The organism is Phenylobacterium sp. (genome assembly GCF_031360265.1).
In the GTDB taxonomy this organism is placed as follows: Bacteria; Pseudomonadota; Alphaproteobacteria; order Caulobacterales; family Caulobacteraceae; genus Phenylobacterium.
Map to the genome: position 1 here is coordinate 34,243 of NZ_JANMBF010000045.1, position 21,674 is coordinate 55,916.

The following is a 21,674-nucleotide window of genomic DNA, read 5'->3' on the forward strand; positions in this document are numbered from 1 at the left end:
GAAGGAGAGCAGGAATGGCTTTGGTTGCAGTCTTCAGCGCGAGTGGTCGGCAAGGATTGGCGCAGGTGCGCCAGTTGAAGGCTGCCGGGCACGAGGTGCGCGCCATCTCGCGACGTGCGGACCCCTTCTATGGGGAGACCTTCGAGAATGTGGAGGTGCGGCCCGCCGACATCTATGATGAGGACTCTGTCTTCGCGGCCATGGAGGGCGCGGACGCGGCGTTCTACACGCACCCCTTGCGCGCCCGGGTCGACCGGGTGCAGGCCGTGACCACCATTGGCCGCGCAGGCAAGCGAGCCAATCTGAAGCGCGTGGTCTGGAACACGTCGGGGTGGATTCCCGACAAGGCTGGCGACCCCTTCTCTTATGGAGAAAACACGAAGGCGATCAACGCCCTGTGGCGCACCGGCGTGCCCGCCACGGTGTTCGGCTCGGTCCTGTTCATGGACAACCTGCTGACCAACTGGGCCTTCCCCTTCATCGTCAATGAGGGCCGCTACGTCTATCCGCACCATCCGGATCTGGAATGCAGCTGGATCAGCCTGGACGACGTGGCCAAGTTCATGATCGCGGCGATCGATCGTCCTGACCTCGAAGGCGCCTGGATGAACATCGGCGGCCCGGAAATTCTGAAACCGCGGACCGTGGCCAAGTATCTGTCGGATGCGGTTGGCCGGCCGATCAAATACGACCCCAGCACGCCGGCGGAATTCGGCCTGCACCTGGCCAACGCCTTCGGCGATGACATGGGCGATGAGGAGCGCTCGCTGCTCGCGCCCGCGATCGGCGCCTTCTATGAGTTCAACAACAAGTCGCCCCTGACGCCCTTCAGGGTGGACATGGGACCGGTGCTCGCGCGGATCCCCATCGAACTGGAAACCATGGACAAATGGGCCAAGCGCCAGGACTGGCGCCTGAGCAACAAGCCGCGCCCGCCGGCCGGCTGATGACAACGGTTCCGAGGCCGGCTCAGCCGGCCTCGGACCTTGCGCGGGTCAGGCCGCGGGGACCCAGCCGGCGTGGAATCCGAAGGGAACGCGGTGGGGGATACGGATCTTCGCCACCGGCGCGCCTTCAAAATCCTTGGCGTCAATGATCAGGCACTCGCTTTGCCCGAGGGTCTCATCCCAGACAAAGGTGATGACGTAACCGTCGTCTTCGGATGTGGCCCCGGCGCGCTTGGCGAACACGCCCTCGCCTCCGAACCGGCCTGCCCCCAATGCGTGGATCTGAACCTTGCCGGTTGAATCGTCATACTTGAGGGCGGCGTCGAACGGCGTCATGGGATGTTTCGGATCGAAGCGGGCGGCATAGGTGAAGCGGGTCTTGCGTCCGCAGAGATCGTCGTTGATCCGCGTGAAATCGCAGTGGTTGGCGGTGTCGAGGTGGCCTTCCTTGACCGCACCCGTGCGCATGTTGAGCCGCCACTCATATAGCTGGCCCAGTTGGTCGGTCGCGCCGTCCTGATGACCTGCGTTTTCCGTCGCGCGCGAGATGTCGGTGCGCATCGAGCGGCTGCCCTGCACGATGATCTCGTCGCCGTCCTCCCAGGCGTTTGAGACGTGGAAGACCATCGAAGTCGCGACATCAAACCACTTGACGTCCTTGTCGCCGCCGAAGCGCGGCACGACCCCCAGGCGTGAGCCATTCTCCGGCTCCCAATCCAGCATCAATCCGCCCTTCATCGCCCGGCCAAGGTCGAAGGTGATCGGCATATCGAGGAATACGGTATGGTGCTCGGTGATCGCGCAATCGTGCATCATCACACCCTTGGGCATGGTGATGGGCGTGGTGTGGACAATCTCGCCCTTCGCGTCGACCACGCTGTAGGTCAGGAAGGGCTCGAAGGGCGAATAGCCGAACGTCATCATCTCGCCGGTCACGGCGTCGACCTTCGGGTGGGCGGTAAAGGGGTGGCTGAGCTTGCCGCCGAAGGTGTGCTCTCCGATGGTGGCCAGGTCCGGCAGTTGGATGGCGTGGGGCGGCGCCGCCTCCATCAGGGCGTAGAGCGTGTTGTTGTGGTAGACCATTGCGGTGTTGGCGGTGTTCTTGAACATTCCCTCGGCCGGCGGCGGCACGCCCTTCACCAGGTCGGCCATACTGGCCATGCCCTTCCAGATCCAGGCGCCCTTTGCACGCTCAAGGCGCAGACCCTCGGTATCGACGAAGCGGTTGCGATAGGTGGCCTTGCCGTCCTCGAACTGGACCGCGTGGATCATCCCGTCGCCATCGAAAATGTGGTAGGTTTCGACGTCGGGGACGAACACGGGATTGGGGCCAATCCGCAGGAAACTGCCGTTCAGGTCCCTGGGAATTTCGCCCTCGATCTCAAGACAGGGGCTCACATGTTCATCCATCACCGGCGCATAGTTGCCCGTGAGAAATGGATTTGACGCCTTGGTGATCTTGCCCTGAATCGTCATGTTTCCGTCCTGAAAGTATTGTTGGTTTACCCCGGTTTCCGGGCGGCCCCTGGGCTTGAATTTAGACACGCCCGCAGCAGGCGATCAATCGGTTTCCAGCAGCATCGCTGAAAACAGTCGGCAATGTTCGAACAAGTCCTTGCCGACGCTTTTCGAGACATTCTAAGGTGCTGGATGGAACGGCTGCAGGGTCGCGTGGCGATCATCACCGGCGGCGCATCGGGGATCGGCGCGGCCACGGTAAGGCGCTTCGCCGCTGAGGGCGCCTGCGTCATCGTCGCCGACATTCAGGCTGACCTGGGTGCGGCGATCGCCGACGAGACAGGCAGTCTCTTCCAGGAGCTCGACGTCGCCGACGATGCCGCCTGGGCGCGGCTCATGGCCCTTGTCCTGGAGCGGTTTGGTCGGCTCGATGTGGTGTTCAACAACGCCGGGATCGTGAGCGGCCAATCGATCGAGGACGTTGACCTGGCGGTGTGGAACCGGGTCATCGGGGTAAACCTCACGGGGGTCATGCTGGGCTGCAAGCACGGCATTTCGACCATGCGGCGCAATCCGGGCGGATCGGGCGGCGCGCTGATCAACACCGCGTCGACGGCGGCCTACGCGGCGATCCCCAGTGACGTGGCCTATTCGTCGACCAAGAGCGCCGTGCGGATGCTGACCAAGGCCGTGGCCGCCCATTGTGCGCGTTCCGGCTACAACATCCGCTGCAACTCCCTGCATCCCGGTGCCACGGAGACGCCGATCCTGCGCCCGGCCCTGGACGCCGCGCCGCAGCTGTTGCCGGTGTTTCACGCCATGTCGCCGATGGGCAGGATGGGCCGGCCGGAGGAGATCGCCGCCATGGCGGTGTTCCTGGCGTCGGACGAGGCGAGCTATGTCACCGGCGGGGAATTCCTGGTGGACGGCGGCATGATGGCCGGCCATCCGGGCATGTAGCATCGAGATCAGGAGCGACACGATGGGGCGACTGGACGGAAAAGGCGCGGTTGTGCTGGGCGCCGCGGGCCGGGACAACATGGGCCAGGTCATCGCACGCCGTTTTGCCGCGGAGGGCGCCAAGGTTCTGGTGGCTGGCCGAAAGGAAGACGAACTCGCCCGCTTCGCCGGCGAAATCGGTGGTCATTGGGCCGTTTGCGACATCACTCGGCGCGATCAGGTTTTCGCCCTGGCAGACGCGGCGAGGTCCAAGCTTGGCGGCGTCCAGATCGGCGTCAACGCGACGGGATGGGGCCTGCTAAAGCCGTTCCTGGAGACCTCCCAGGATGAGCTCAAGGCGATGAGCGACCTTCAGTTCGTCGGCCCGATCTTCTTCCTGCAGGCGATGATCGGCGTCATGGACCAGGGCGGCTCGCTGATCCAGATAAGTTCGGCGACGGCCACCATAATGCTCAACGACCACGCCGCCTACATGGGCACAAAGGCGGGGACGGACCACGTGATACGTTGCGTCGCCAACGAGTTCGGGGCCCAGGGAATCCGCGCCAATTCGATCTCGCCCGGCCTCACCGACACGCCGATGACGGCGGGCGCCAAGCAGACCCCGGGGGTCTTCGAAGCCTTTGCCAGCGCCTATCCCCTCGGTCGCGTGGGCACGTCCGACGACATCGCCGCGGCGGCCGTGTGGCTGGCCAGCGACGAGTGCTTCATGACCGGCCAAAACCTGCAGGTCAACGGTGGGCTGACCCTGCGCCGCAACCCCACGGGCGATGAGATCACCGCCTCAGTAGTGGCGGCCATGGCGCGGCGGTAGAGCCGGGCTCGTCAGGCAAAATTCGAGGCCTGGCGCGCCGCAGCGATGCGCGACGGATCCGCAAGATCGCACCCGACGAACCGGCTCGGATAGCTCCCACCGAGCCGGACAGGCTGCAGGAGCCTTACGCGCCGCCCGCGGCTTCTCCGGCGGAGATATAGCGGTCCAGCATGGCGTGCAGCTTGCGGATACGCATCTCCGAATAGCGCCCGAAGTGGACTTCGCCATTGCCGGACGAATGCAGACCTTCCTGAACGTAGGGCAGGTTGCCCATGTCCTGCTCGAAGATTCCGGCAAGGCCGCCCATTTCGACAGCATCGCTCCAGGGATCATCGACGCCCAGTTCGCGCACCGCGGCCGGCTTCGGCCTGGGGCCGTCCTTGGGAACGCGCTTCAGCATGATCACGTCCATGATGCCGCTGTCCGGGTCGCGCCCGTTGGGTCGCCAGCGATAGACGAGGTTGGGGGCAAAGCCGGCCCAGAAGCTCATGTTCGGCCAGACGTTGTAGAGCAGGGCGTCGCCCATCTCGGCGTCCGAACAGTCCGAGTAGTCCCAGCCGTCCTCGGCGGCGAGCGCATTGCGGGCCTGCTCGGCCGCGAAGGCGCGGGCGGTCATCCCGTCGGGCACCAGGTTCTCGCTATCGGCCCCGAAGCCACGGCGCGCGCCGCTTGTGCCGCTCATCGCCTGGATGATCTCAGTCGGCGTATAGTTCTCGTCGGCGACAAACGGGCTGGGCACGCCGGACGCGGAAAACTGGCGGCTGACGTAGTCGTTGAGCAGGTCATACTGGCTGTTGGCATCGGCCAGGAACGGCAGGATCTGCGGGTGGGTCGTGACCGAGTGATGGCTCTCCATGAAGGCTTCCGACAGCGCCTTCCAGTTGCACCGGACCACCTTGGAAACGTGCATCGACTTGTAGCGGTTGGCATAGTCATAGGCTTTGAAATGCTCTGCCAGCGGGCCGATCTGATCGATCAGCGGCACGGCGTTCCGATCCATGTTGATGAAGACGAATCCGCCCCAGGTGTCGACCTTCGCCTGCGGCAGGCTCATGTCGCGGCCTTCCCACTGGGGAAAATCCCAGGCGATGGGGTTTTCCTTGAAGCTGCCGTCGGTGTTCCAGGTGATGCCGTGGAAGGGACAGCGAAACTCGTCCTTGCACCCGTTCAGCGTCACCAGCTTTCGGCCGCGATGCAGGCAGGCATTGTAGAAAGCCTTGATTTCGCCTGTGGCCGTGCGGGTGACGATGAAGGATTTTCCGACGACTTCGTAGATATGATAGTCACCGACGTCGGGGATATCCTCCTCGCGGCAAGCCATCTGCCAGACCTTCGACCAGACGTGATCGATTTCCTTCTGGAAGTAGACAGGGTCGAAGTATCGAGACGCCGGCACGGGATCCAAACCGATGTCCGGCGCCGGTCCCTGCCGCATGAACTCCGGAACAGCCCGCGTGTCCCGGTTGAGGATGTCGTCGTAGGACTCCGAGGGGTGACGATCGGGACGATAGGTTGGCGCGGATCCATCCATGTCTAGGCCTCCAGGATTGCGACAGCAGAAATGCCCGGTGCGCCGTAGACTTGGCTGTAGGCGAGGCGCGCGCCGTCGACCTGGCGCCCCGCGGCGCGGCCGCGGAGTTGCTGAACGTTCTCATACACCTGCCGCAGGCCCGAGGCGCCAACCGGCTCACCGCAGGCCAGGCAACCGCCGTCGGTGTTGATCGGGAGCTTCCCGGAAAGCCGCGTGGCGCCCTCGGACAGCCACTGCTCTTGCTCACCGTCCGCGCAGAAGCCGTTCTCCGCCATGTGCATGATCTCGGCCCCGGATTCCGTGTCCTGAATCTGGGCGACATCGATGTCGCCGGGACCGACCCCGGCCATGTCATACGCGGCCTTCGACGCCAGTTCGGTCGGCGATACGCCCCGCTTGACGTCTAGGGAAGGCGAAAAGACCTCAAAGGAACCCCTTGGGCGGGTGCGGACCGCCGCCCCGCGGACCCGGGGTCCCGAGAGACCAAGCTCCCGCATCTTGGTCTCCGATGCGAGCACCAGCGCGACGCCGCCCTCGGCCGGGGAGCAGAACATGAACTTGGTCAGTGGGTCCGACAGCATCTGGCTCGTCATGACGGTCTCCAGGTCGACCGGGGCCCGCCGCCACGCGTGCGGCGTGACGGTTCCGTTCTCGTAGGCCTTCACCGCGACCCGCCCCAGGGTCGTGGCGCTGATGGCATGAAGCTCCATGTACCTGCGGATCTTCATGGCGAAGAACTGGGTGGTCAGCATCATGCCGGTCTCGCCGTACCAGCGCGGTAGTCCCGAGGCGACCGGGTCGGCGTTGAAAGCGCCCCTGGGATGTTTGTCGAAGCCGATCACGACGCCCAGGTCGAACTCACCGGACTTGATCGCCCAATAGCCGGACAGCAGCGAGGAGCCACCGGTGGCGCAGCCGTTGGAGATGTTGATGAACTGCACGCCGGTCAGGCCCAGGCGCGGCAGGGCCGCGTCGGCGCTCCCCGCGGCGGAGGATCCCCCGAAGGCGAACTCCACGTCGGACCACGCAAGGCCGGCGTCGGCCAGCGCCTCGCGCACGGCGTGGACGCCCTGGTCGAGCCCGGTCTTGTCGTCATGGCGCCCGAACGGATGGATCCCGGCGCCAATGATATGAACTTGTGTCATGTCCGCTGCCTCTTGGTTTCAGGTCGTCGGTTCAAAGGCGTAGGTGCTCAGCTCGCCGCGGCTCGACGTTGGGAACGACTCAATGACCACGCGCATCGGCTGGCCGATCTTCAGCCTGGCGATGTCGTCCACGAGTATGCGCCCCTCGATGATCACCTGGCCGGGGAATTCCACATATCCCAAGGCGAAGGGCTTGAAGGTCTTCTCGTCGTCCGCGCCGATATAGGGCGGCGTCTTGGGGCGAAATCGCTGCATCGTGTACGACCAAAGACGGCCCTCGCCGGTGATTTCGATCGCGTCGTAGAGCGCGGCGTCAGGACCCGAAGGCATCGGGAAGCGAACCTCGCCATCGGCCTTGCGCCGGCCGGCGATCATCCGGGGTCCGTCCGCTCGCTGAACGAAGACGCCTTCGGCGACAACCTGGCTCATACGTCAATCCTCCCCGCGCGCCTGGGCGCTTCGGCGGCAAAACCATACGATGTCGAAAAAAAAAGTCACTCGTGTTTTCTTTCAACGGGTCGGTCTGTTTCGATTTGGCGCGCCGACCGGGTTCATGCGCCTCTCGCCCAGGCGAGCGTCGCTTCGGAGGCGACCCATTTGATCGCGTTGCCAACGATCCGGCGAAAGTTGGGGTTGGCGTAGGTTTCCGGGCCGTCGCCGGGCTGAAGATAGACCAGCGGGCTGTTCAGCGCCCGCTTGGTCCATCCGATCAGGTTGGATCCCGCCGGGTGCTCCCACCCCTCATTGGAGAACATACGGCCCCGGGCGACCGCGCTATGCGCCGAATAGAAGCCGTCCCGGACGAAGGGATGGCGGGCCCGCAGCAGCGGCTGCACCTCGGCCTCGAACACTTCGTAGAGATAGAGTTCGTCCTTCATCGGAAAGGCGGCGGGCACGCCGCCCAGGATCGGGTGCGCCGGGGTGACCGCTTCAGCCTGATAGGCCACGTCGTGGCGGTAGCCGGAGTCCAGGCAGGGTCGGCCGCGCACCTCGGCAGGCTTGTAGAGAAATCTTCCGCCCAGCCAGTCGGCGTAGTCAGGCCAGTCCGGCCACCCGGCGATCGCGTGATGCAGGGCGACCACGCCCTTGCCTTGGGTGAGCAGGGCTTCCAGCCCCGCCTTGACCGAGCCTTCCGGCGCCACGGTCCCCGGCCGGTCGCCGGCGGCGCGAAAGTCGATACCCGGCATGTCGTAGAGAACCAGGGCGTCGAACCCGGCCATCCCCTGGGGATTCATCAGGCGGCCGGCCGCGGGCTGGTCGACGAAGCTGGCCTGGACGCCCTCCATGTCCTCGAACACGGACGCAAAGGCGTTGCGGTCGAACGGATGACCCTTGACCGAGACCAGAATCCGCAGCGGTTCGCCGTATCGAATTGCCGGCAAGGGTTCAGCTCCCTTCAGAGACCTTCAGCAGCTGCTTGCCGAAATTGGCGCCTTCGAAGAGGCGCATCAGCGTCCGTGGCGCGTTCTCGAGGCCGACCTGAATATCCTCTTTGAACCGCAACCGGCCGTCGCGCATCCAGGCCGAGATCCGCCTCCGGGCCCACGGAAACTCGCCGATGAAGTCGGTGAGAATGAAGCCTTCCATGGTCGCGCGTTTGAACACCAGGTTGAAATAGTTCTCGGGCCCGGCGGGCATCTGACCCAGCTGATAGCGGCTGATGCCGCCGCAGATGACCACCCGGGCATGCATCGCGATTTCGCCAAGCAGATCGTTGAGGATGGCGCCGCCGACGTTGTCCCAAAGCACGTCGATCCCGCCCTTGGCGTGTTCACGCATCTGCCCGCGAATGTCGCCGGCCTTGTAGTCGACCGCCGCGTCGAACCCCAGTTCGTCCACCAGCCAGCGGCATTTCTCCGCCCCGCCGGCCACCCCGATCACCTTGCAGCCGCCGATCTTGGCGATCTGACCGACCACGGATCCCGTGGCGCCGGCGGCGCCGGTGACCACAACCGTGTCGCCCGGAAACGGCTTGCCGATCTTCTGAAGCCCGAACAGCGCGGTGAGGCCCGTCGTCCCGAGCACGCCGAGGTGGGCGGTGGGCGGCCCGTCGTCGGGCAGCTTCAGAAGATCCTTGGCCGGAAGGGTGGCGAAGTCGCGCCAGCCCAGCATGCCGGTCACCCTGTCGCCCGGACGCAGGAGGGGACTGTTCGAGGTAACGACCTCGGCCAGGCCCGAACCGCGCATGACGTCACCGATTTCGGTGGGCGCGGTGTATCCGCCAATGTTCTCCATCCACCCCTTCTGCGCCGGGTCGAACGCCAGGTAGAGGGTCCTGACCACCACCTCGCCTTCGCCGGGCGCGGCTATGTCGCCCTCAACCCATTTGAAGTCATCGACGACCAGCGCGCGGCCGTTGGGCCGCCCATTGATCAACCATTGGCGATTGACGGTCATGACCGCCTCCTTTGATGGATCAGCGCCAGGCCAGCACCGCGCGCGCGGCCGCCTCGATGCGCCGTGGATTGGGGAGGTACTCGTCCTCCAGGTTGGGTGCGAAGGGCACGGGCGTGTGCGGACAGGTCACCTGGCCGATCGGAGCCTTCAGGGCGCGAAAGCCCTTGCTCGCGACCATGCCGGCGATGTCCGCGGCAAGCGAACAACGGGGCGGGCTTTCGTCGATGATCACCAAGCGGCCCGTCTTCTCGACGCTTTCAAGTATGGCGTCCTCGTCAAGCGGTGACGTCGTTCTGGGGTCGATCACTTCCACCGACACGCCGTCCTTTGCCAGGATTTCCGCCACCGCCAGGGCGCGCGGGACCATGGAGCCAAACGCGACGAAGGTCAGATCCTTGCCCTCCCGGGCGATGTTGGCCTCGCCGAAGGGGATACGATAGGCCTCGTCGGGGACCTCCGCCTCGGTGTCGTAGAGCACCTTGGATTCCATGAAGATCACCGGGTCGTCGTCGCGAATGGCGCTGATCAGCAGGCCCTTCGCATCATAGGCGTTGGACGGCATGACCACCTTGAGTCCCGGCACCATGGTGAACAGCGGGTGCAGGGTCTGGCTGTGCTGCGCGCCGGCGCGGAACCCCGCGCCGATCATGGTGCGGATGACCATCGGCGTCTTGGCCTTGCCGCCGAACATGTACCGGAATTTCGCGGCTTGATTGTATATCTGATCGAAGCACACGCCGACGAAGTCGACGAACATGATTTCGGCCACCGGCCGCAGACCGGTCAGCGCCGCGCCGGAGGCCGCGCCGATGATGGCGCTCTCGCTGATCGGGGTGTCCAGCACCCGTTCGGGTCCGAATTCCTTGTAGAGGCCGCCGGTCACGCCGAAGACCCCTCCGACGCCGCCCGTCTCTCCGGATGCGCCCTGCCCGCCGGCGACATCCTCGCCGATGATAATGACCCGCGAGTCGCGCCGCATCTCCTGGCTCAACGCTTCGTTGATCGCCTGACGATAGGATTTTCGAGCCATGTTCAATACCTGACGTAGACGTCTTGTTCGAGGGTCGACACATCCGGCCGGGGGGCGGCGATGGCAAGAGACACCGCCGCCTCGATCTCGGCCAGAACCTCAGCATCGATGGTGTCCAGATCGGCGGCGTCCAGAAGGCTCGCCCCTGTGACGCCGGCGCGGAAACGGATGAGCGGATCGTTGGCCCGCGCCTGAGCCAGCTCCTCCGGCAGGCGATAGGCCTGCGGGTCGCCGACGAAGTGGCCAAGGAAGCGCGAGCAGACGATCTCCAGGGCATAGGGCCCTTCGCCCGCCCGGCCGCGTTCCAGGGCGCGGCCCATGGCCTGATGCACGGCGAAGAAGTCTGAACCATCGACCACCTCCGCCGGCATGCCAAAGCTTCTGGCGCGCTCGGCGATCGACGGGGCACCCACCGCATAGCTCGCCGCGGTGTGCTCGCCGTAGCCGTTGTTCTCGAACGCAAATATGGCTGGCACGCCGAGCACCACCGCCATGTTCAGGGCTTCAAAGGTGGTCCCTTGGTTCGAGGCGCCATCGCCTGAGAACGCGACCGCGACCTTGCCGGTCTTAAGAAGTTTCTGGGTGAGGGCCGCACCGACCGCGATCGGAGGCGACCCCCCCACAATGGCGTTGGCCCCCAGCATGCCTTTGGACATGTCGGCGATGTGCATCGAGCCGCCCTTGCCCCCACAGAGCCCTCCGGCCTTGCCCATGATCTCGAGCATCATGCCCTTCACGTCACAGCCCTTGGCGATGCAGTGCCCGTGGCCGCGATGGGTCGAGCCGATCTGGTCCTCGTCGGTGAGGTCGAAACAGACGCCAACGCCCGAGGCTTCCTGACCCAGATAGACGTGGGCGAAGCCCGGAATATTGCCCAGGGCGAACTCCTTATCCACCCGCTCCTCAAAGGCGCGGATGGTGAACATTCCCCGGTAGGCGCGCTTGAGGTCGTCACGGCTCAATTGCATGTCATCGATCCTTGCATGGGCGTCAGCCGGCTCCCCGCCCGCCGTCAACTGTCAACTCGGCGCCGGTGACCATGGCCGCCTCGTCGCTGATCAGGAAGAGGATAGCGTCCGCCATGTATTGCGGCAGGCCGATCATCTTCAAGGGCGTGTCATCGGCGAAGGCCTCGGCGAGGGCCGGGTCGTCGCCGAACTGGCGGGTGATCATCGGCGTCCAGATCACCCCGGGATGCAGCGAATTGACGCGCACCTGCGGTCGCATCGCCGCGCCTTCGACAGCCGCTGTCTTGGTCAGACCGGTGACCGCGCCCTTGGTGGCGCAATAGGCGATCGCCCCGGGAAAGCCGACCTGGCCCATCAGCGAGGAGACATTGACGATGGCGCCCGGCGCGCCGGCGCGGACAATGGCTTCGAATCCGAGCTTCAGGCCGAGAAAGGCGCCTTGGACATTGACGTCATAGATGTCCTGGAAGTCGGCCTCCGTGGTGTCCGCGAGCGGCCGGACAAGGAAGGCTCCGGCGTTGTTGACCACGCCATAGACGCCGCCCAGCTGCGCCTCGGCCCGGGCGATCACCGTGCGCCAGTCAGCCTCGCTGGCGATGTCATGCGGGACGAAGATCGCCCGGCCCCCCTCAGCGGTGATTTCGGCGACCACGCTGGCGCCGTCGCCGAGGTCCCGACCGGTGCAGGCGACCCTGGCGCCCTCGCGGGCGAGCACCCTTGCGGTCTCGCGGCCGATGCCCCTGGTCGCGCCGGTGACGATCACCACGCGGTCTTGAAGGCGACCGTTCATTGCGCCTGGGCCCCGCCGTCGAGCACCAGGTCGGCGCCGGTCATGAACTGCGATCTGCCAGACGCGGCGAAGGCCACAGCCGCGGCGATCTCGGCGGGCGCGCGGGGGCGGCCAAGCGGGTTTTCCCCGTTGCCCGGCAGGACAATGTTGACGCGAATCTTCTCAGGACCCAACTCCAGGGCGGCGGCCTTGGTCACCAGTCGCAGGCCCTGCGTCAAGGCGTCGAACGCGCGGCGCGTTCTCGCCGGGGGGGCGACAAACACCACCGAGCCTCCGTCGCCCTTGGCGCGCATCGCCGAGACGCCGCTCTGAAGCGCGAGGAATGCCGCCAGCAGGCTGGCGCCGACCTGGCTTGAGAAATCGGCGCCGGTCGTCTTGGCGATGGGCCCACCCGCCCCTTCGGGCGCGATGAAGATCAGGATATCAAGCCCGCCCGGATGGTCATTCGCCGGACCATCGACGATCCGCGCGCCGTCTGCGACAAGCGCCTGGCTGATTGCAGAGGCCAGGTCGTCATCGCCGCCGACCAGCCTGGCCGCCAGAGGAGGATTGGCGGACCTCTCCATCGTCAGACGCACTCCCGGATCTCAGTACGCCACGCCTGCGTTCAGGCTGTGGCGGCGCCTTTGCGGCGTCAGCGGAATTCATCGGGACGAGGTCGATAAAAGTCAAGCCTGCTGGTTAACGGCGTCACGAACTGTTTTTGCGCCCATGATTCACCTGATCACCCCGGCTGGGGCTGAACGCGCGGCCTTTTGAGCTTACACTGTCAACTTGTGAAACTTGGGCGGTCGCCTACAAGATGATCCCGACGCGAGATCGGGCGACGGCCTGAACCCTGTCGAACTCTGGAGACCAAGACGTGACCAGCGCATTCAAGGACGGCCTGTTGGCCGGCAAGACGGCTTTCGTCGCCGGCGGCACCAGTGGCATCAACCTCGGCATAGCCAAGCGCCTGGCCGAACTCGGCGCAAAAGTCGCCGTCGTCGGGCGCAATCCCGAAAAGGCGAAGAACGCCGCGGCGTCCATCGGGCCGGAGGCGCTCGGGCTGTCGGCCGACGTGCGCGACTACGGCGCGATCCGCGGCGCGCTCGAACATGTCGTCGCCGAGTTCGGCAAGTTGGACATCGTGGTCTCCGGCGCGGCCGGAAATTTCCTGGCGCCCGCCGTCGGCATGTCTGCCAACGCCTTCCGCACCGTGGTGGACATCGATCTCAACGGCACCTTCAATGTCTTCCGCGCCTGTCACGACCTCTTGAACACGCCAGGCGCCTCGCTGATCGCCATCACGGCGCCCCAGGCGGTGAACGCCTCGACCCTGCAGATTCACGCCTGCGCCGCCAAGGCGGGCATCAACCAGGCCGTGCGAGTCCTGGCCCTGGAGTGGGGGCCGGACATTCGTGTGAACGCCATCTCCCCCGGCCCGATCGCCGGCACCGAGGGCATGACCCGGCTCGCCCCCGGCGCCTCGGCGGATGGGGGGCGCCAGGAGCGTATCGCCTTGAAACGCTGGGGCCGTATTGAGGAGGTGGCCGAGAGCGCCGTATTCCTCTGCAGCGCGTCAGCATCCTATGTCACGGGGATCATCCTCGACTGCGATGGCGGCTCTTCGCTCGGCGACGCGACGCAGCGCACGATGAATCCCGCGCAGGCGTAGGCGGAGGGCATCACGGCTCGTAGTTCAGGATCGGTCCCAGCCACCGTTCGGCCGTGGCCAGGTCCCAGCCCTTGCGCCGCGCGTAGTCTTCGACCTGATCCTTCTCGATCCGCCCGACGCCGAAATGGTGTCTCTCCGGATGGCTGACATAGAGCCCTGAGACAGCCGCCGTCGGGTAAATGGCGTCGCTCTCGGCAAGCGCCAGATATTGGTTGCGTCCAGATGCAGCGAATGCTAAACCCAATTCACTGCACTTTGACGCAATGAAAATAGCGATGGGAGCCGATCATGTCCGGGACAGCCAAGAGCCACGCAACGGAAAGCTTTTACGTGCTGGGCGAAACGCTCGCCCCGATGCTGACAAACGACATGGGCTCTGCCGTCGAGATCTTCGACACCCGCGGCCCCTCCGGCGGGGGGCCGCCGACGCACCGGCATGGGTGGGAAGAGATTTACGTGGTGACCAAGGGCGTGCTCGACGTCACGGTTGACGGCAGGACCATACGTCTTGAGGCCGGAGGCTTTGCGCACGTGCCGGCCAACACGCCGCACAGCTATCACACCGTCGAAGACGCCGAGTTCCTCACCATAGTCACCAAGGGCAACGCCTCGAAATTCTTCCGTCAGGTGTCGAGCGAAGTGTCCATGAACCCGCCGGACATTGCGGGCGTCCTTCGCGTCGGCAGTCTCCACGGCATAGAGTTCCTTCCGCCGGCATGACGTCGACCCGCCGCTACGTCAGCCCGAAACGTGAGGCGCAGGCCGCGGCGACGCGCGAGGCCATCCTCAGTGCGTTCGCCGAACAGCTGTCCGAGCCCGGCCGGGACAAGCTCTCGCCAAGCGATGCCGCGCTGCGCGCCGGCGTCAGCCTGCGCACCGTGCACTTCCACTTCCCGAACGAGGAAAGCCAGATCCTCGCGCTCAGCGACTGGTTCGACCGGATGTTCTATCCGGCGGGCGTCGTCCTCGCCTCTAGCCCCGACGACCTCCCGCGCTACTTCCACGACATCCACGCCATGGCGCTGCGGCATCCGCTCACCCGCGCGATCGCCGCGAGCCGGAGCGGGGTCTGGAATGAGGTGCGCCAGCACCGCCGGGTGAAGCGCCTCGACGCCATTCGCAAGGCTGTTAAGGCGATTGGCGCTCCCCCGAACGCCACCGCCGACGCAACGGCAATGCTGCTCAGTCTCTCCGGCGCCGATGCCTCCTGGCCGCTCCACGATCACGGCCTCCCGCTGGCGCGGATCCCGGGCGTGATCGCCAACACCGTCGCCCTGATCGTCGCGCAGCTTCGCGGTCAGACAAACGCCAAGACTCCACCGGCATTCGACGGATCAGAATGCTGACCTTCCGAAGGTCCGCCGTGAGTCAGCCGCCCATATTCATCCCGCCAGCTTCAGGGGTCCCTCAAGCCTCATAATTCAGGATCGGGCCCAGCCACCGTTCGGCCGTGGCCAGGTCCCAGCCCTTGCGCCGCGCGTAGTCTTCGACCTGATCCTTCTCGATCCGCCCGACGCCGAAATAGTGGCTTTCCGGGTGGCTGAAATAGAGCCCTGACACCGCCGCCGTCGGGTACATGGCGTAGCTCTCGGTGAGCGCCAGGCCGGTGGCGGCCTCAGCCCCGAGGATCCTGAACAGCTCGCCCTTTTCGGTGTGGTCCGGCTGGGCCGGATAGCCGGGCGCGGGGCGGATGCCGCGGTACTGCTCGGCCACCAGGGCGTCGATGTCGAAGGGCTCGTCGGGGGCATAGCCCCAGAGCTCGGTGCGCACGCGCCGGTGCAGGGCCTCGGCGAAGGCTTCCGCCAGCCGGTCGGCCAGCGAGGCGGCCAGGATCGCCGAATAGTCGTCGCCCTTGGCCTTGAACGCCTTGGCGATCTCGCTCTCGCCGTGCCCGGCGGTGACCGCGAAGCCGCCGACCCAGTCGGGCTTGGTCCCCACCGGCGCCACGAAGTCGGCCAACGCCACATTGGCCCGGCCGCCGTCGGCCTGGCTCTTGTCTTTCGCCATCTGCTGGCGAAGGGTGTGCAGCCGCGCGAGCACGGTCGTCCGCGTCTCGTCCGTATAGAGAACAATATCGTCCCCGTCGGAATTGGCGGGCCAGAAGCCGACCACGCCGCGCGCCTCGAACCACTGCTGGCCGATGATCTGTTGCATCATCACCTGGCCGTCCTTGAACAGGGATGTCGCGGCCTCGCCGACCACGTCGTCGGCGAGGATCTGCGGGTAGCGGCCGATCAGCTCCCAGCTGGCGAAGAACGGCGACCAGTCAATGTGCCGCGCCAGGTCCGCCAGATCATAGGGCGCAAACGTCCGTGTGCCGATGAACGACGGCCTCGGCGGATCGTAGACGCTCCAGTCCGGCGCGAAGGCGTTGTCACGGGCCTGCGCCAGGGTGGCCCGCGCGCGCTTGTCCTGGCCGCGGGCGAACTGTTCGCGCACCCGGACGTACTCCGCCGCGGTCTCGGCCTGCAGACGATCGCGTTCGGTGGGCGACAGCAGGCCCGAGACCACGCCGACCGCCCGGCTGGCGTCGAGCACATAGGTGGTCTGGCCGCCCTTGTACCGTGGCTCGATCTTCACCGCCGTGTGGGTCTTCGAGGTCGTGGCGCCGCCGATCAGCAGAGGGATGGTCATGCCACGCCGTTCCATCTCGCCGGCCACATAGGCCATCTCGTCGAGCGAGGGGGTGATCAGGCCCGACAGCCCGACGATGTCGGCCTTCTGGGCGATGGCTTCGTCCAGGATGCGGTCGGCCGAGACCATCACGCCCAGATCGACCACGTCGTAATTGTTGCACTGCAGGACCACGCCGACGATGTTCTTGCCGATGTCGTGGACGTCGCCCTTGACCGTGGCCATCAGGATCTTGCCGTTGGCCTGACGGGGCTTGCCTTCCTTTTCCTTCTCCATGAACGGCAACAGGTAGGCGACGGCCTGCTTCATCACCCGCGCCGACTTGACCACCTGGGGCAGGAACATCTTGCCCGCGCCGAACAGGTCGCCGACCACGTTCATGCCGTCCATCAAGGGGCCCTCGATGACGTGCAGCGGGCGCTCGGCCAGGCCCCGGGCCTCCTCGGTGTCGGCCTCGATATAGTCGGTCAGGCCGTGCACCAGGGCGTGGCTGATCCGCTGGGCGACTGGGGCCTCGCGCCAGGTCAGGTCCGGCCCCTTCACCTCGCTCTTGCCGCCCTTGTACCTGGGCGCGAGCTCCACCAGCCGTTCGGTGTTGGTCAGCGCCGGGTCGCGTTGCGGCCGGTTGAGGATCACGTCCTCGACGGCCTCGCGCAGCTCTTCGGGGATGTCGTCATAGACCGGCAGATCGCCGGCGTTGACGATGCCCATGTCCATGCCGGCGGCGATGGCGTGATAGAGGAACACGCCGTGGATCGCGCGGCGCACCGGCTCGTTGCCGCGGAAGCTGAAGCTGACATTCGACACGCCGCCACTGATCCGCGCGTGCGGCAGCTGGGCCTTGATCTCCCGCGTCGCCTCGATGAAATCCACGGCATAGTTGTTGTGCTCGTCGATCCCGGTGGCCACGGCGAAGATGTTGGGGTCGAAGATGATGTCCTCGGCCGGGAAGCCCACCTGTTCGGTGAGGATCTTGTAGGCCCGCGCGCAGATCTCGATCTTGCGGGCCGCCGTGTCGGCCTGGCCCACCTCGTCGAAGGCCATCACCACCACGGCGGCGCCATAGCGCAGGCAGGCCCGGGCCTGTTCGATGAACCTGGCCTCGCCCTCCTTCATCGAGATCGAGTTGACGATCGCCTTGCCCTGGACGCAACGCAGCCCCGCCTCGATCACCTCCCACTTCGAGGAATCGATCATCACCGGCACCCGGGCGATGTCCGGCTCGGCGGCGATCAGATTGAGGAAGGTGACCATCGCGGCCTGGCCGTCGAGCAGGCCGGCGTCCATGTTGACGTCCAGCACCTGGGCGCCGGCGTCGACCTGCTGGCGCGCCACGCTCAGGGCTTCGGCGTATTCGCCGGCCTCGATCAGCTTACGGAACTTCGCCGACCCGGTGACATTGGTCCGTTCGCCGATATTGATGAAGAGAGGTCGCATGGACTGCCTAGAGCTGGAGGCGTTCGCGGGCGCGAGGGCTGAGCCCCTGCGGCGAAAACGGGTTCACGATCTGCACGCCCTGGAAGACCGATCCATCCTGCATGTCCTCGGACAGCAGGGTGGTTATCCCGGCCCGTGAGCACGCGGCGAGCAGCAGCGCATCCCAATAGGAAAAACGACCAGCCGCCGCCTGCCCGAGCGCGATCTCGACGCAACCCGCGTCGTAGGCGAAGTTTGGAAACGTCACGAAGATATTCCGCGCCTGTTGCATCGCGACGTGAGGCGGCAGCTTGAGACGTCGCCGCAGCACATTCTGCAACTCGCCCACCACCTGCAGGGCGATCGGTTGTTGCATCGCGGTCAGCCGCAGCACGACCGCCCTTGCCACCGACTGGCGTCCCTCCCTGTCGCGATCATCCACGGCATAGACGAGTATATTCGTGTCCGCGCTGATCATTCGCGGTCGTAGAGTTCGTCACGCGGTCCATAGGGACCGTCCGACCGCCATCCCTGGCCAGCCAGACCCAGGAAAGACTCGATTGCAGCCTGGCGTTCCGCCTCCGATGTCGCCGGCGACGGACAGATCGGGATCGGTGCGCGGTTCGACGCGTCGGCAATTTCAACAGCGACGATCTGGCCCCGCCGCTCACGGTAGAGTTTGCGCCAAAGCTCGGCCGCTGGACCCATCGGGCGGACGCCCAACGTCGGCCGGCCGTCTCGGCCATCCTCCATTTTGCGCCAGGATCCGGGAACGCCGTCGACCTTCAGCATGAGAAGTTCCCCCGGCCTGAGCGCGAGGATCCGTTCCCGAGGCGCGCCGCCGAGATGCTTGGCCCAGATCACGACGTCTGAGATCGTCGTATGGGTCATTTGACGACTCGCTCGCATCCGCGCATGGCGCCTAGGGACCCCAAACTAGACCCCCCGTGACCCCTACACAAGCTCGAACGGCTCCAGCCCGGCCAGACGCATGGCTGTCGGCCGTTGCGGGATCGCCCGGGGCTTCATCCCGCGCACCGCCTCGGCGACGTGGCGGATGTGGTCGGGCGTGGTTCCGCAACAGCCGCCCAGGATGTTGACGATCCCCTGCTCGGCCCAGTCGTGAAGCATGTGGCCGGTCTCGTCGGGGGTCTCGTCATACTCGCCAAAGGCGTTGGGCAGGCCGGCGTTGGGGTAGGCGGACACCAGGGTGTCGGCGATGCGGCTGAGCTCGGCGATATGCGGCCGCATCAGCTCGGCGCCCAGCGCGCAGTTCAGCCCGATGGCGAACGGCTTGGCGTGACGCACGGAATTCCAGAACGCCTCCACCGTCTGGCCCGAGAGAGTGCGGCCCGAGCGGTCGGTGATCGTCCCGGAAATCCAGATCGGCAGCGGCTCATAGCCCGCGTCGCCCAGGTCGAGGATCGCCTTGATCGCGGCCTTGCAGTTCAAGGTGTCGGTGACGGTCTCGATCAGGAACAGGTCGACCCCACCCTCGTGCAGCGCCTTCACCTGTTCGGTATAGGCCGCGTGGACCTGGTCGAAGGTCACCTTGCGCGCGCCCGGATCGTTGACGTCGGAACTCATCGACAGCATCACCGGCAAGGGTCCCAGCGACCCGGCGAGGAACCGCGGCTTGTGCGGCTCCTTCGCCGTCCAGCGATCGGCCGCCTCCCGGCCCAGTCGGGCGCCCGCCAGGTTCAGGTCGCGGACCGCGGCGCCCATGTCGTAGTCGGCCTGGGCGATGGAGGTCGACGAGAAGGTGTTGGTCTCGCTGATGTCGGCGCCGGCCGCGTAATAGGCGTCATGCAGGCCGGTGACGATGTCCGGCCGGGTCAGGCACAGCATGTCGTTGTTGCCCTTCAGCTGGCCCGGATGGTCCTTGAACCGCTCGCCGCGATAGTCGGCCTCCACCAGCCCCCTGGTCTGGATCATGGCGCCCCACGACCCGTCCAGGATCAGCACCCGTTCCTTGGCCGCGGCCTTCAACGCCGCGATGCGTTCGGTGCGGGTCATGCGGCCTCCTGGGGTTCGCGCACGCCCAGCACGCGACAGATCGCATAGGTCAGGTCGGCGCGGTTGAGGGTATAGAAGTGGAAGTCTGAAAAACCTTCCTCGGCCAGGCGGGCGCACATCTCGGTGGCCACCGAACACGCCAGCAGCCGCCGCGTCTCGGGGTCCTTGTCCAGGCCGTCGAACAGGTTCTCCAGCCAGCCCGGCAACTGGATGCCGATCGGGCCGGCCATCTTCTTCAGGCCCTTGAAGTTGGTCACCGGCATGATTCCCGGTGAGATCGGGATGGTCACGCCCGCGTCGCGGACCCGGTCCATGAACCGAAGAAAGCCCTCGATATCATAGAAGAATTGAGTAATCGCCCGGGTCGCGCCGGCGTCGATCTTGGCCTTCAGCACATCGATGTCGTGGTCGATCCCCGGGCTCTCGGGATGCACATGCGGATATAGCCCCACGCTGACCTCGAAATCGCCGATGGCGCGGATGCCGGCGGTCAGTTCCGTGGCGTTGGCGTAGCCATCGGCGCGGGGCGAATAGGCCCCGCCGATCTGTCCCGGCGGATCGCCGCGCAGGGCCACGATATGGCGGATACCGCCGTCCCAGTAGTCGCTGATCACTTCGTCAACCTCCGCGCGGCTGGCCTCGACGCAGGTCAGGTGCGCGGCGGGCCGCAGGGTCGTCTCCTTAAGCATTCTGAGGACGGTGCGATGGGTCCGGTCCCGCGTCGAGCCGCCGGCGCCATAGGTCACCGAGACAAAGGTCGGGTCCAGCGGCTCCAGCCGGCGGATCGCTTCCCACAGGGTTTCCTCGGCCTCCGGGGTTTTCGGGGGTGAGAACTCGAATGAAACGCCGGGGCGCGACATTGTTCCGGCGCCGGCGCGGGCGATGGGGCCAAGGACCCGGTCGCCGAAATCACTTTCGCGGCGCCTCATGCGGCGCGCCTTTGCCGTTCGCGGCTGCGCTCGCCGGTCCAGATCTTCACGGTGAGGCCTTCCTTGCGAGTGGGCGGCAGGGTGATGACGCGCACCTTGGACAGGCCGGCGTCGGCCAGCCAGCGGGCCATCTCCGGCTCGGCGAACCCCAAGCGGCGATGCTGGTGCTGTTCGCGCAGGAACTCCAGGCTATGGGGGGCGAAGTCGGCAATGATCAGCCGCCCGCCCGGGGCCACCAGGCGTCCGGCTTCACGCACCGCCGCGGCGGGGTCGGCCAGGTAGTGCAGCACCTGGTGGACGACCACCAGGTCGGCGCTCTCGGCCGGCAGCCGCGTGCTGACGATGTCGCCATGGCGCAGCTCGCAAAGCTCGAGCCCGGCTTCGGTCACCCGGCTGCGCGCCAGGTTGAGCATCTGATGCGACAGGTCCAGGCCCAGCGCGGCCTGGGCGTGCGGCCCCAGCAGGGTCAGCATCCGCCCCGTTCCGGAGCCCAGGTCCACCAGCCGCCGGAACGGTCCGCGCCCGGCCGCTTTCAGGATGGCGGCCTCGACATCGGTGTCGGACACATAGAGCGCGCTGATCTCGTCCCAGCGCGCGGCGTTGCGGGCGAAATATTCGCCGGCGTCGGCGGCGCGTTCGGCCCGCACCGCGGCCAGTCGCTCAAAGTCGCGCGCAAGGCCCGCGTCGGCCGGGTCGGTCCGCGCCAGGATCTCGCCCACCAGATCACCCGCCGCGCCCGCGCCGGTCAGCCGATAGAACACCCAGGCGCCGTCCGGAAAGCGCTCCACCAGCCCGGCCTCGGCCAACAGCTTTAAGTGTCTGGAAACCCGCGGCTGGCTCTGGTCCAGGACACGGGAAAGTTCGAGCACGGCCAGTTCTTCGCGCGCCAGAAGTGCTAGGATGCGCAGGCGCGTCGGTTCGCCCGCCGCGCGCAGCACATCGATCGCCTGGGCCGCCGAAAGTCTCATAACTCACATAAAGA

General features: G+C 66.1%; 22 protein-coding genes and 1 pseudogene. 6 read left to right on the top strand and 17 right to left on the bottom strand.

Annotation, left to right across the window (positions count from 1 at the left end):
- Positions 1–14 precede the first annotated feature (14 nt).
- On the top strand, positions 15–947 hold the full coding sequence (locus RMN86_RS03910) for an NmrA family NAD(P)-binding protein (RefSeq protein WP_309604524.1): 933 nt from the start codon (positions 15–17) through the stop codon (positions 945–947).
- A 48-nt stretch (positions 948–995) separates the two neighbouring features.
- Here the strand turns inward: RMN86_RS03910 and RMN86_RS03915 are convergent, their stop codons facing one another.
- A complete protein-coding gene (locus RMN86_RS03915; RefSeq protein WP_309604525.1) occupies positions 996–2,423 on the bottom strand; it encodes a carotenoid oxygenase family protein in 1,428 nt (475 codons plus the stop codon).
- A 174-nt stretch (positions 2,424–2,597) separates the two neighbouring features.
- Here RMN86_RS03915 and RMN86_RS03920 point away from each other — a divergent pair, with 174 nt between their 5' ends.
- The gene (locus tag RMN86_RS03920; protein WP_309604526.1) at positions 2,598–3,365 is read left to right on the top strand and encodes a glucose 1-dehydrogenase; all 768 of its coding nucleotides are present in this window, start codon (positions 2,598–2,600) and stop codon (positions 3,363–3,365) included.
- Between the two features lie 22 nt (positions 3,366–3,387).
- Entirely contained in the window at positions 3,388–4,179 is a 792-nt protein-coding gene (locus RMN86_RS03925; protein ID WP_309604527.1) for an SDR family oxidoreductase, read from the top strand.
- A gap of 124 nt (positions 4,180–4,303) precedes the next feature.
- Here RMN86_RS03925 and RMN86_RS03930 read toward each other — a convergent pair whose 3' ends face one another.
- From RMN86_RS03930 to RMN86_RS03970, 9 genes are all read right to left on the bottom strand, one after another.
- Positions 4,304–5,710: an aromatic ring-hydroxylating dioxygenase subunit alpha gene (locus tag RMN86_RS03930; protein WP_309604528.1), complete on the bottom strand. Its 1,407-nt coding sequence runs from the start codon at positions 5,708–5,710 to the stop codon at positions 4,304–4,306.
- A 2-nt stretch (positions 5,711–5,712) separates the two neighbouring features.
- Entirely contained in the window at positions 5,713–6,855 is a 1,143-nt protein-coding gene (locus RMN86_RS03935; RefSeq protein WP_309604529.1) for a thiolase family protein, read from the bottom strand.
- An 18-nt stretch (positions 6,856–6,873) separates the two neighbouring features.
- Complete coding sequence (locus tag RMN86_RS03940) at positions 6,874–7,284, bottom strand: OB-fold domain-containing protein (protein WP_309604530.1); 411 nt, start codon at positions 7,282–7,284, stop codon at positions 6,874–6,876.
- Between the two features lie 122 nt (positions 7,285–7,406).
- Positions 7,407–8,237 carry a ThuA domain-containing protein gene (locus tag RMN86_RS03945; RefSeq protein ID WP_309604531.1) on the bottom strand — a complete coding sequence of 277 codons (831 nt, stop codon included), beginning with the start codon at positions 8,235–8,237 and terminating at the stop codon, positions 7,407–7,409.
- A 4-nt stretch (positions 8,238–8,241) separates the two neighbouring features.
- Positions 8,242–9,252 (bottom strand): NADP-dependent oxidoreductase, encoded by a 1,011-nt coding sequence (locus RMN86_RS03950; RefSeq protein WP_309604532.1) that lies wholly within the window; start codon positions 9,250–9,252, stop codon positions 8,242–8,244.
- 19 nt (positions 9,253–9,271) lie between these two features.
- Entirely contained in the window at positions 9,272–10,282 is a 1,011-nt protein-coding gene (locus RMN86_RS03955) for an alpha-ketoacid dehydrogenase subunit beta (RefSeq protein ID WP_309604533.1), read from the bottom strand.
- Positions 10,283–10,284: 2 nt separating this feature from the next.
- Positions 10,285–11,250: a thiamine pyrophosphate-dependent dehydrogenase E1 component subunit alpha gene (locus RMN86_RS03960; protein WP_309604534.1), complete on the bottom strand. Its 966-nt coding sequence runs from the start codon at positions 11,248–11,250 to the stop codon at positions 10,285–10,287.
- 22 nt (positions 11,251–11,272) lie between these two features.
- Positions 11,273–12,040, bottom strand: a complete 768-nt coding sequence (locus tag RMN86_RS03965; protein ID WP_309604535.1) for an SDR family oxidoreductase — start codon at positions 12,038–12,040, stop codon at positions 11,273–11,275.
- Positions 12,037–12,606 (bottom strand): SDR family oxidoreductase, encoded by a 570-nt coding sequence (locus tag RMN86_RS03970; protein WP_309604536.1) that lies wholly within the window; start codon positions 12,604–12,606, stop codon positions 12,037–12,039. The genes RMN86_RS03965 and RMN86_RS03970 overlap by 4 nt, the downstream gene beginning before the upstream one ends.
- A 296-nt stretch (positions 12,607–12,902) precedes the next feature.
- Here RMN86_RS03970 and RMN86_RS03975 point away from each other — a divergent pair, with 296 nt between their 5' ends.
- Entirely contained in the window at positions 12,903–13,697 is a 795-nt protein-coding gene (locus RMN86_RS03975; protein WP_309604537.1) for an SDR family oxidoreductase, read from the top strand.
- A 10-nt stretch (positions 13,698–13,707) separates the two neighbouring features.
- On the opposite strand, the pseudogene RMN86_RS03980 reads toward RMN86_RS03975, so the two are convergent.
- Positions 13,708–13,932 (bottom strand): annotated as a pseudogene (locus RMN86_RS03980) (vitamin B12 dependent-methionine synthase activation domain-containing protein); the annotation flags it as partial.
- Positions 13,933–13,985: 53 nt separating this feature from the next.
- Here RMN86_RS03980 and RMN86_RS03985 point away from each other — a divergent pair.
- Both RMN86_RS03985 and RMN86_RS03990 read left to right on the top strand, forming a co-directional pair.
- A complete protein-coding gene (locus RMN86_RS03985; RefSeq protein WP_309604539.1) occupies positions 13,986–14,417 on the top strand; it encodes a cupin domain-containing protein in 432 nt (143 codons plus the stop codon).
- Complete coding sequence (locus RMN86_RS03990) at positions 14,414–15,043, top strand: TetR/AcrR family transcriptional regulator (protein WP_309604540.1); 630 nt, start codon at positions 14,414–14,416, stop codon at positions 15,041–15,043. Before RMN86_RS03985 ends, RMN86_RS03990 begins: the two co-directional genes overlap by 4 nt.
- Positions 15,044–15,104: 61 nt before the next feature.
- Here RMN86_RS03990 and metH read toward each other — a convergent pair whose 3' ends face one another.
- The 6 genes from metH to RMN86_RS04020 form a co-directional block, all read right to left on the bottom strand.
- Complete coding sequence (metH, locus tag RMN86_RS03995) at positions 15,105–17,768, bottom strand: methionine synthase (RefSeq protein ID WP_309604541.1); 2,664 nt, start codon at positions 17,766–17,768, stop codon at positions 15,105–15,107.
- Between the two features lie 7 nt (positions 17,769–17,775).
- Positions 17,776–18,225 carry a PIN domain-containing protein gene (locus RMN86_RS04000; protein WP_309604542.1) on the bottom strand — a complete coding sequence of 150 codons (450 nt, stop codon included), beginning with the start codon at positions 18,223–18,225 and terminating at the stop codon, positions 17,776–17,778.
- Positions 18,222–18,638 carry a hypothetical protein gene (locus RMN86_RS04005; RefSeq protein ID WP_309604543.1) on the bottom strand — a complete coding sequence of 139 codons (417 nt, stop codon included), beginning with the start codon at positions 18,636–18,638 and terminating at the stop codon, positions 18,222–18,224. The genes RMN86_RS04000 and RMN86_RS04005 overlap by 4 nt, the downstream gene beginning before the upstream one ends.
- Positions 18,639–18,701: 63 nt before the next feature.
- On the bottom strand, positions 18,702–19,763 hold the full coding sequence (locus RMN86_RS04010; RefSeq protein WP_309604544.1) for a homocysteine S-methyltransferase family protein: 1,062 nt from the start codon (positions 19,761–19,763) through the stop codon (positions 18,702–18,704).
- Positions 19,760–20,692: a methylenetetrahydrofolate reductase [NAD(P)H] gene (gene metF / locus RMN86_RS04015; RefSeq protein WP_309604545.1), complete on the bottom strand. Its 933-nt coding sequence runs from the start codon at positions 20,690–20,692 to the stop codon at positions 19,760–19,762. Before metF ends, RMN86_RS04010 begins: the two co-directional genes overlap by 4 nt.
- On the bottom strand, positions 20,689–21,660 hold the full coding sequence (locus RMN86_RS04020; RefSeq protein ID WP_309604546.1) for a metalloregulator ArsR/SmtB family transcription factor: 972 nt from the start codon (positions 21,658–21,660) through the stop codon (positions 20,689–20,691). Before RMN86_RS04020 ends, metF begins: the two co-directional genes overlap by 4 nt.
- Positions 21,661–21,674: the final 14 nt, after the last annotated feature.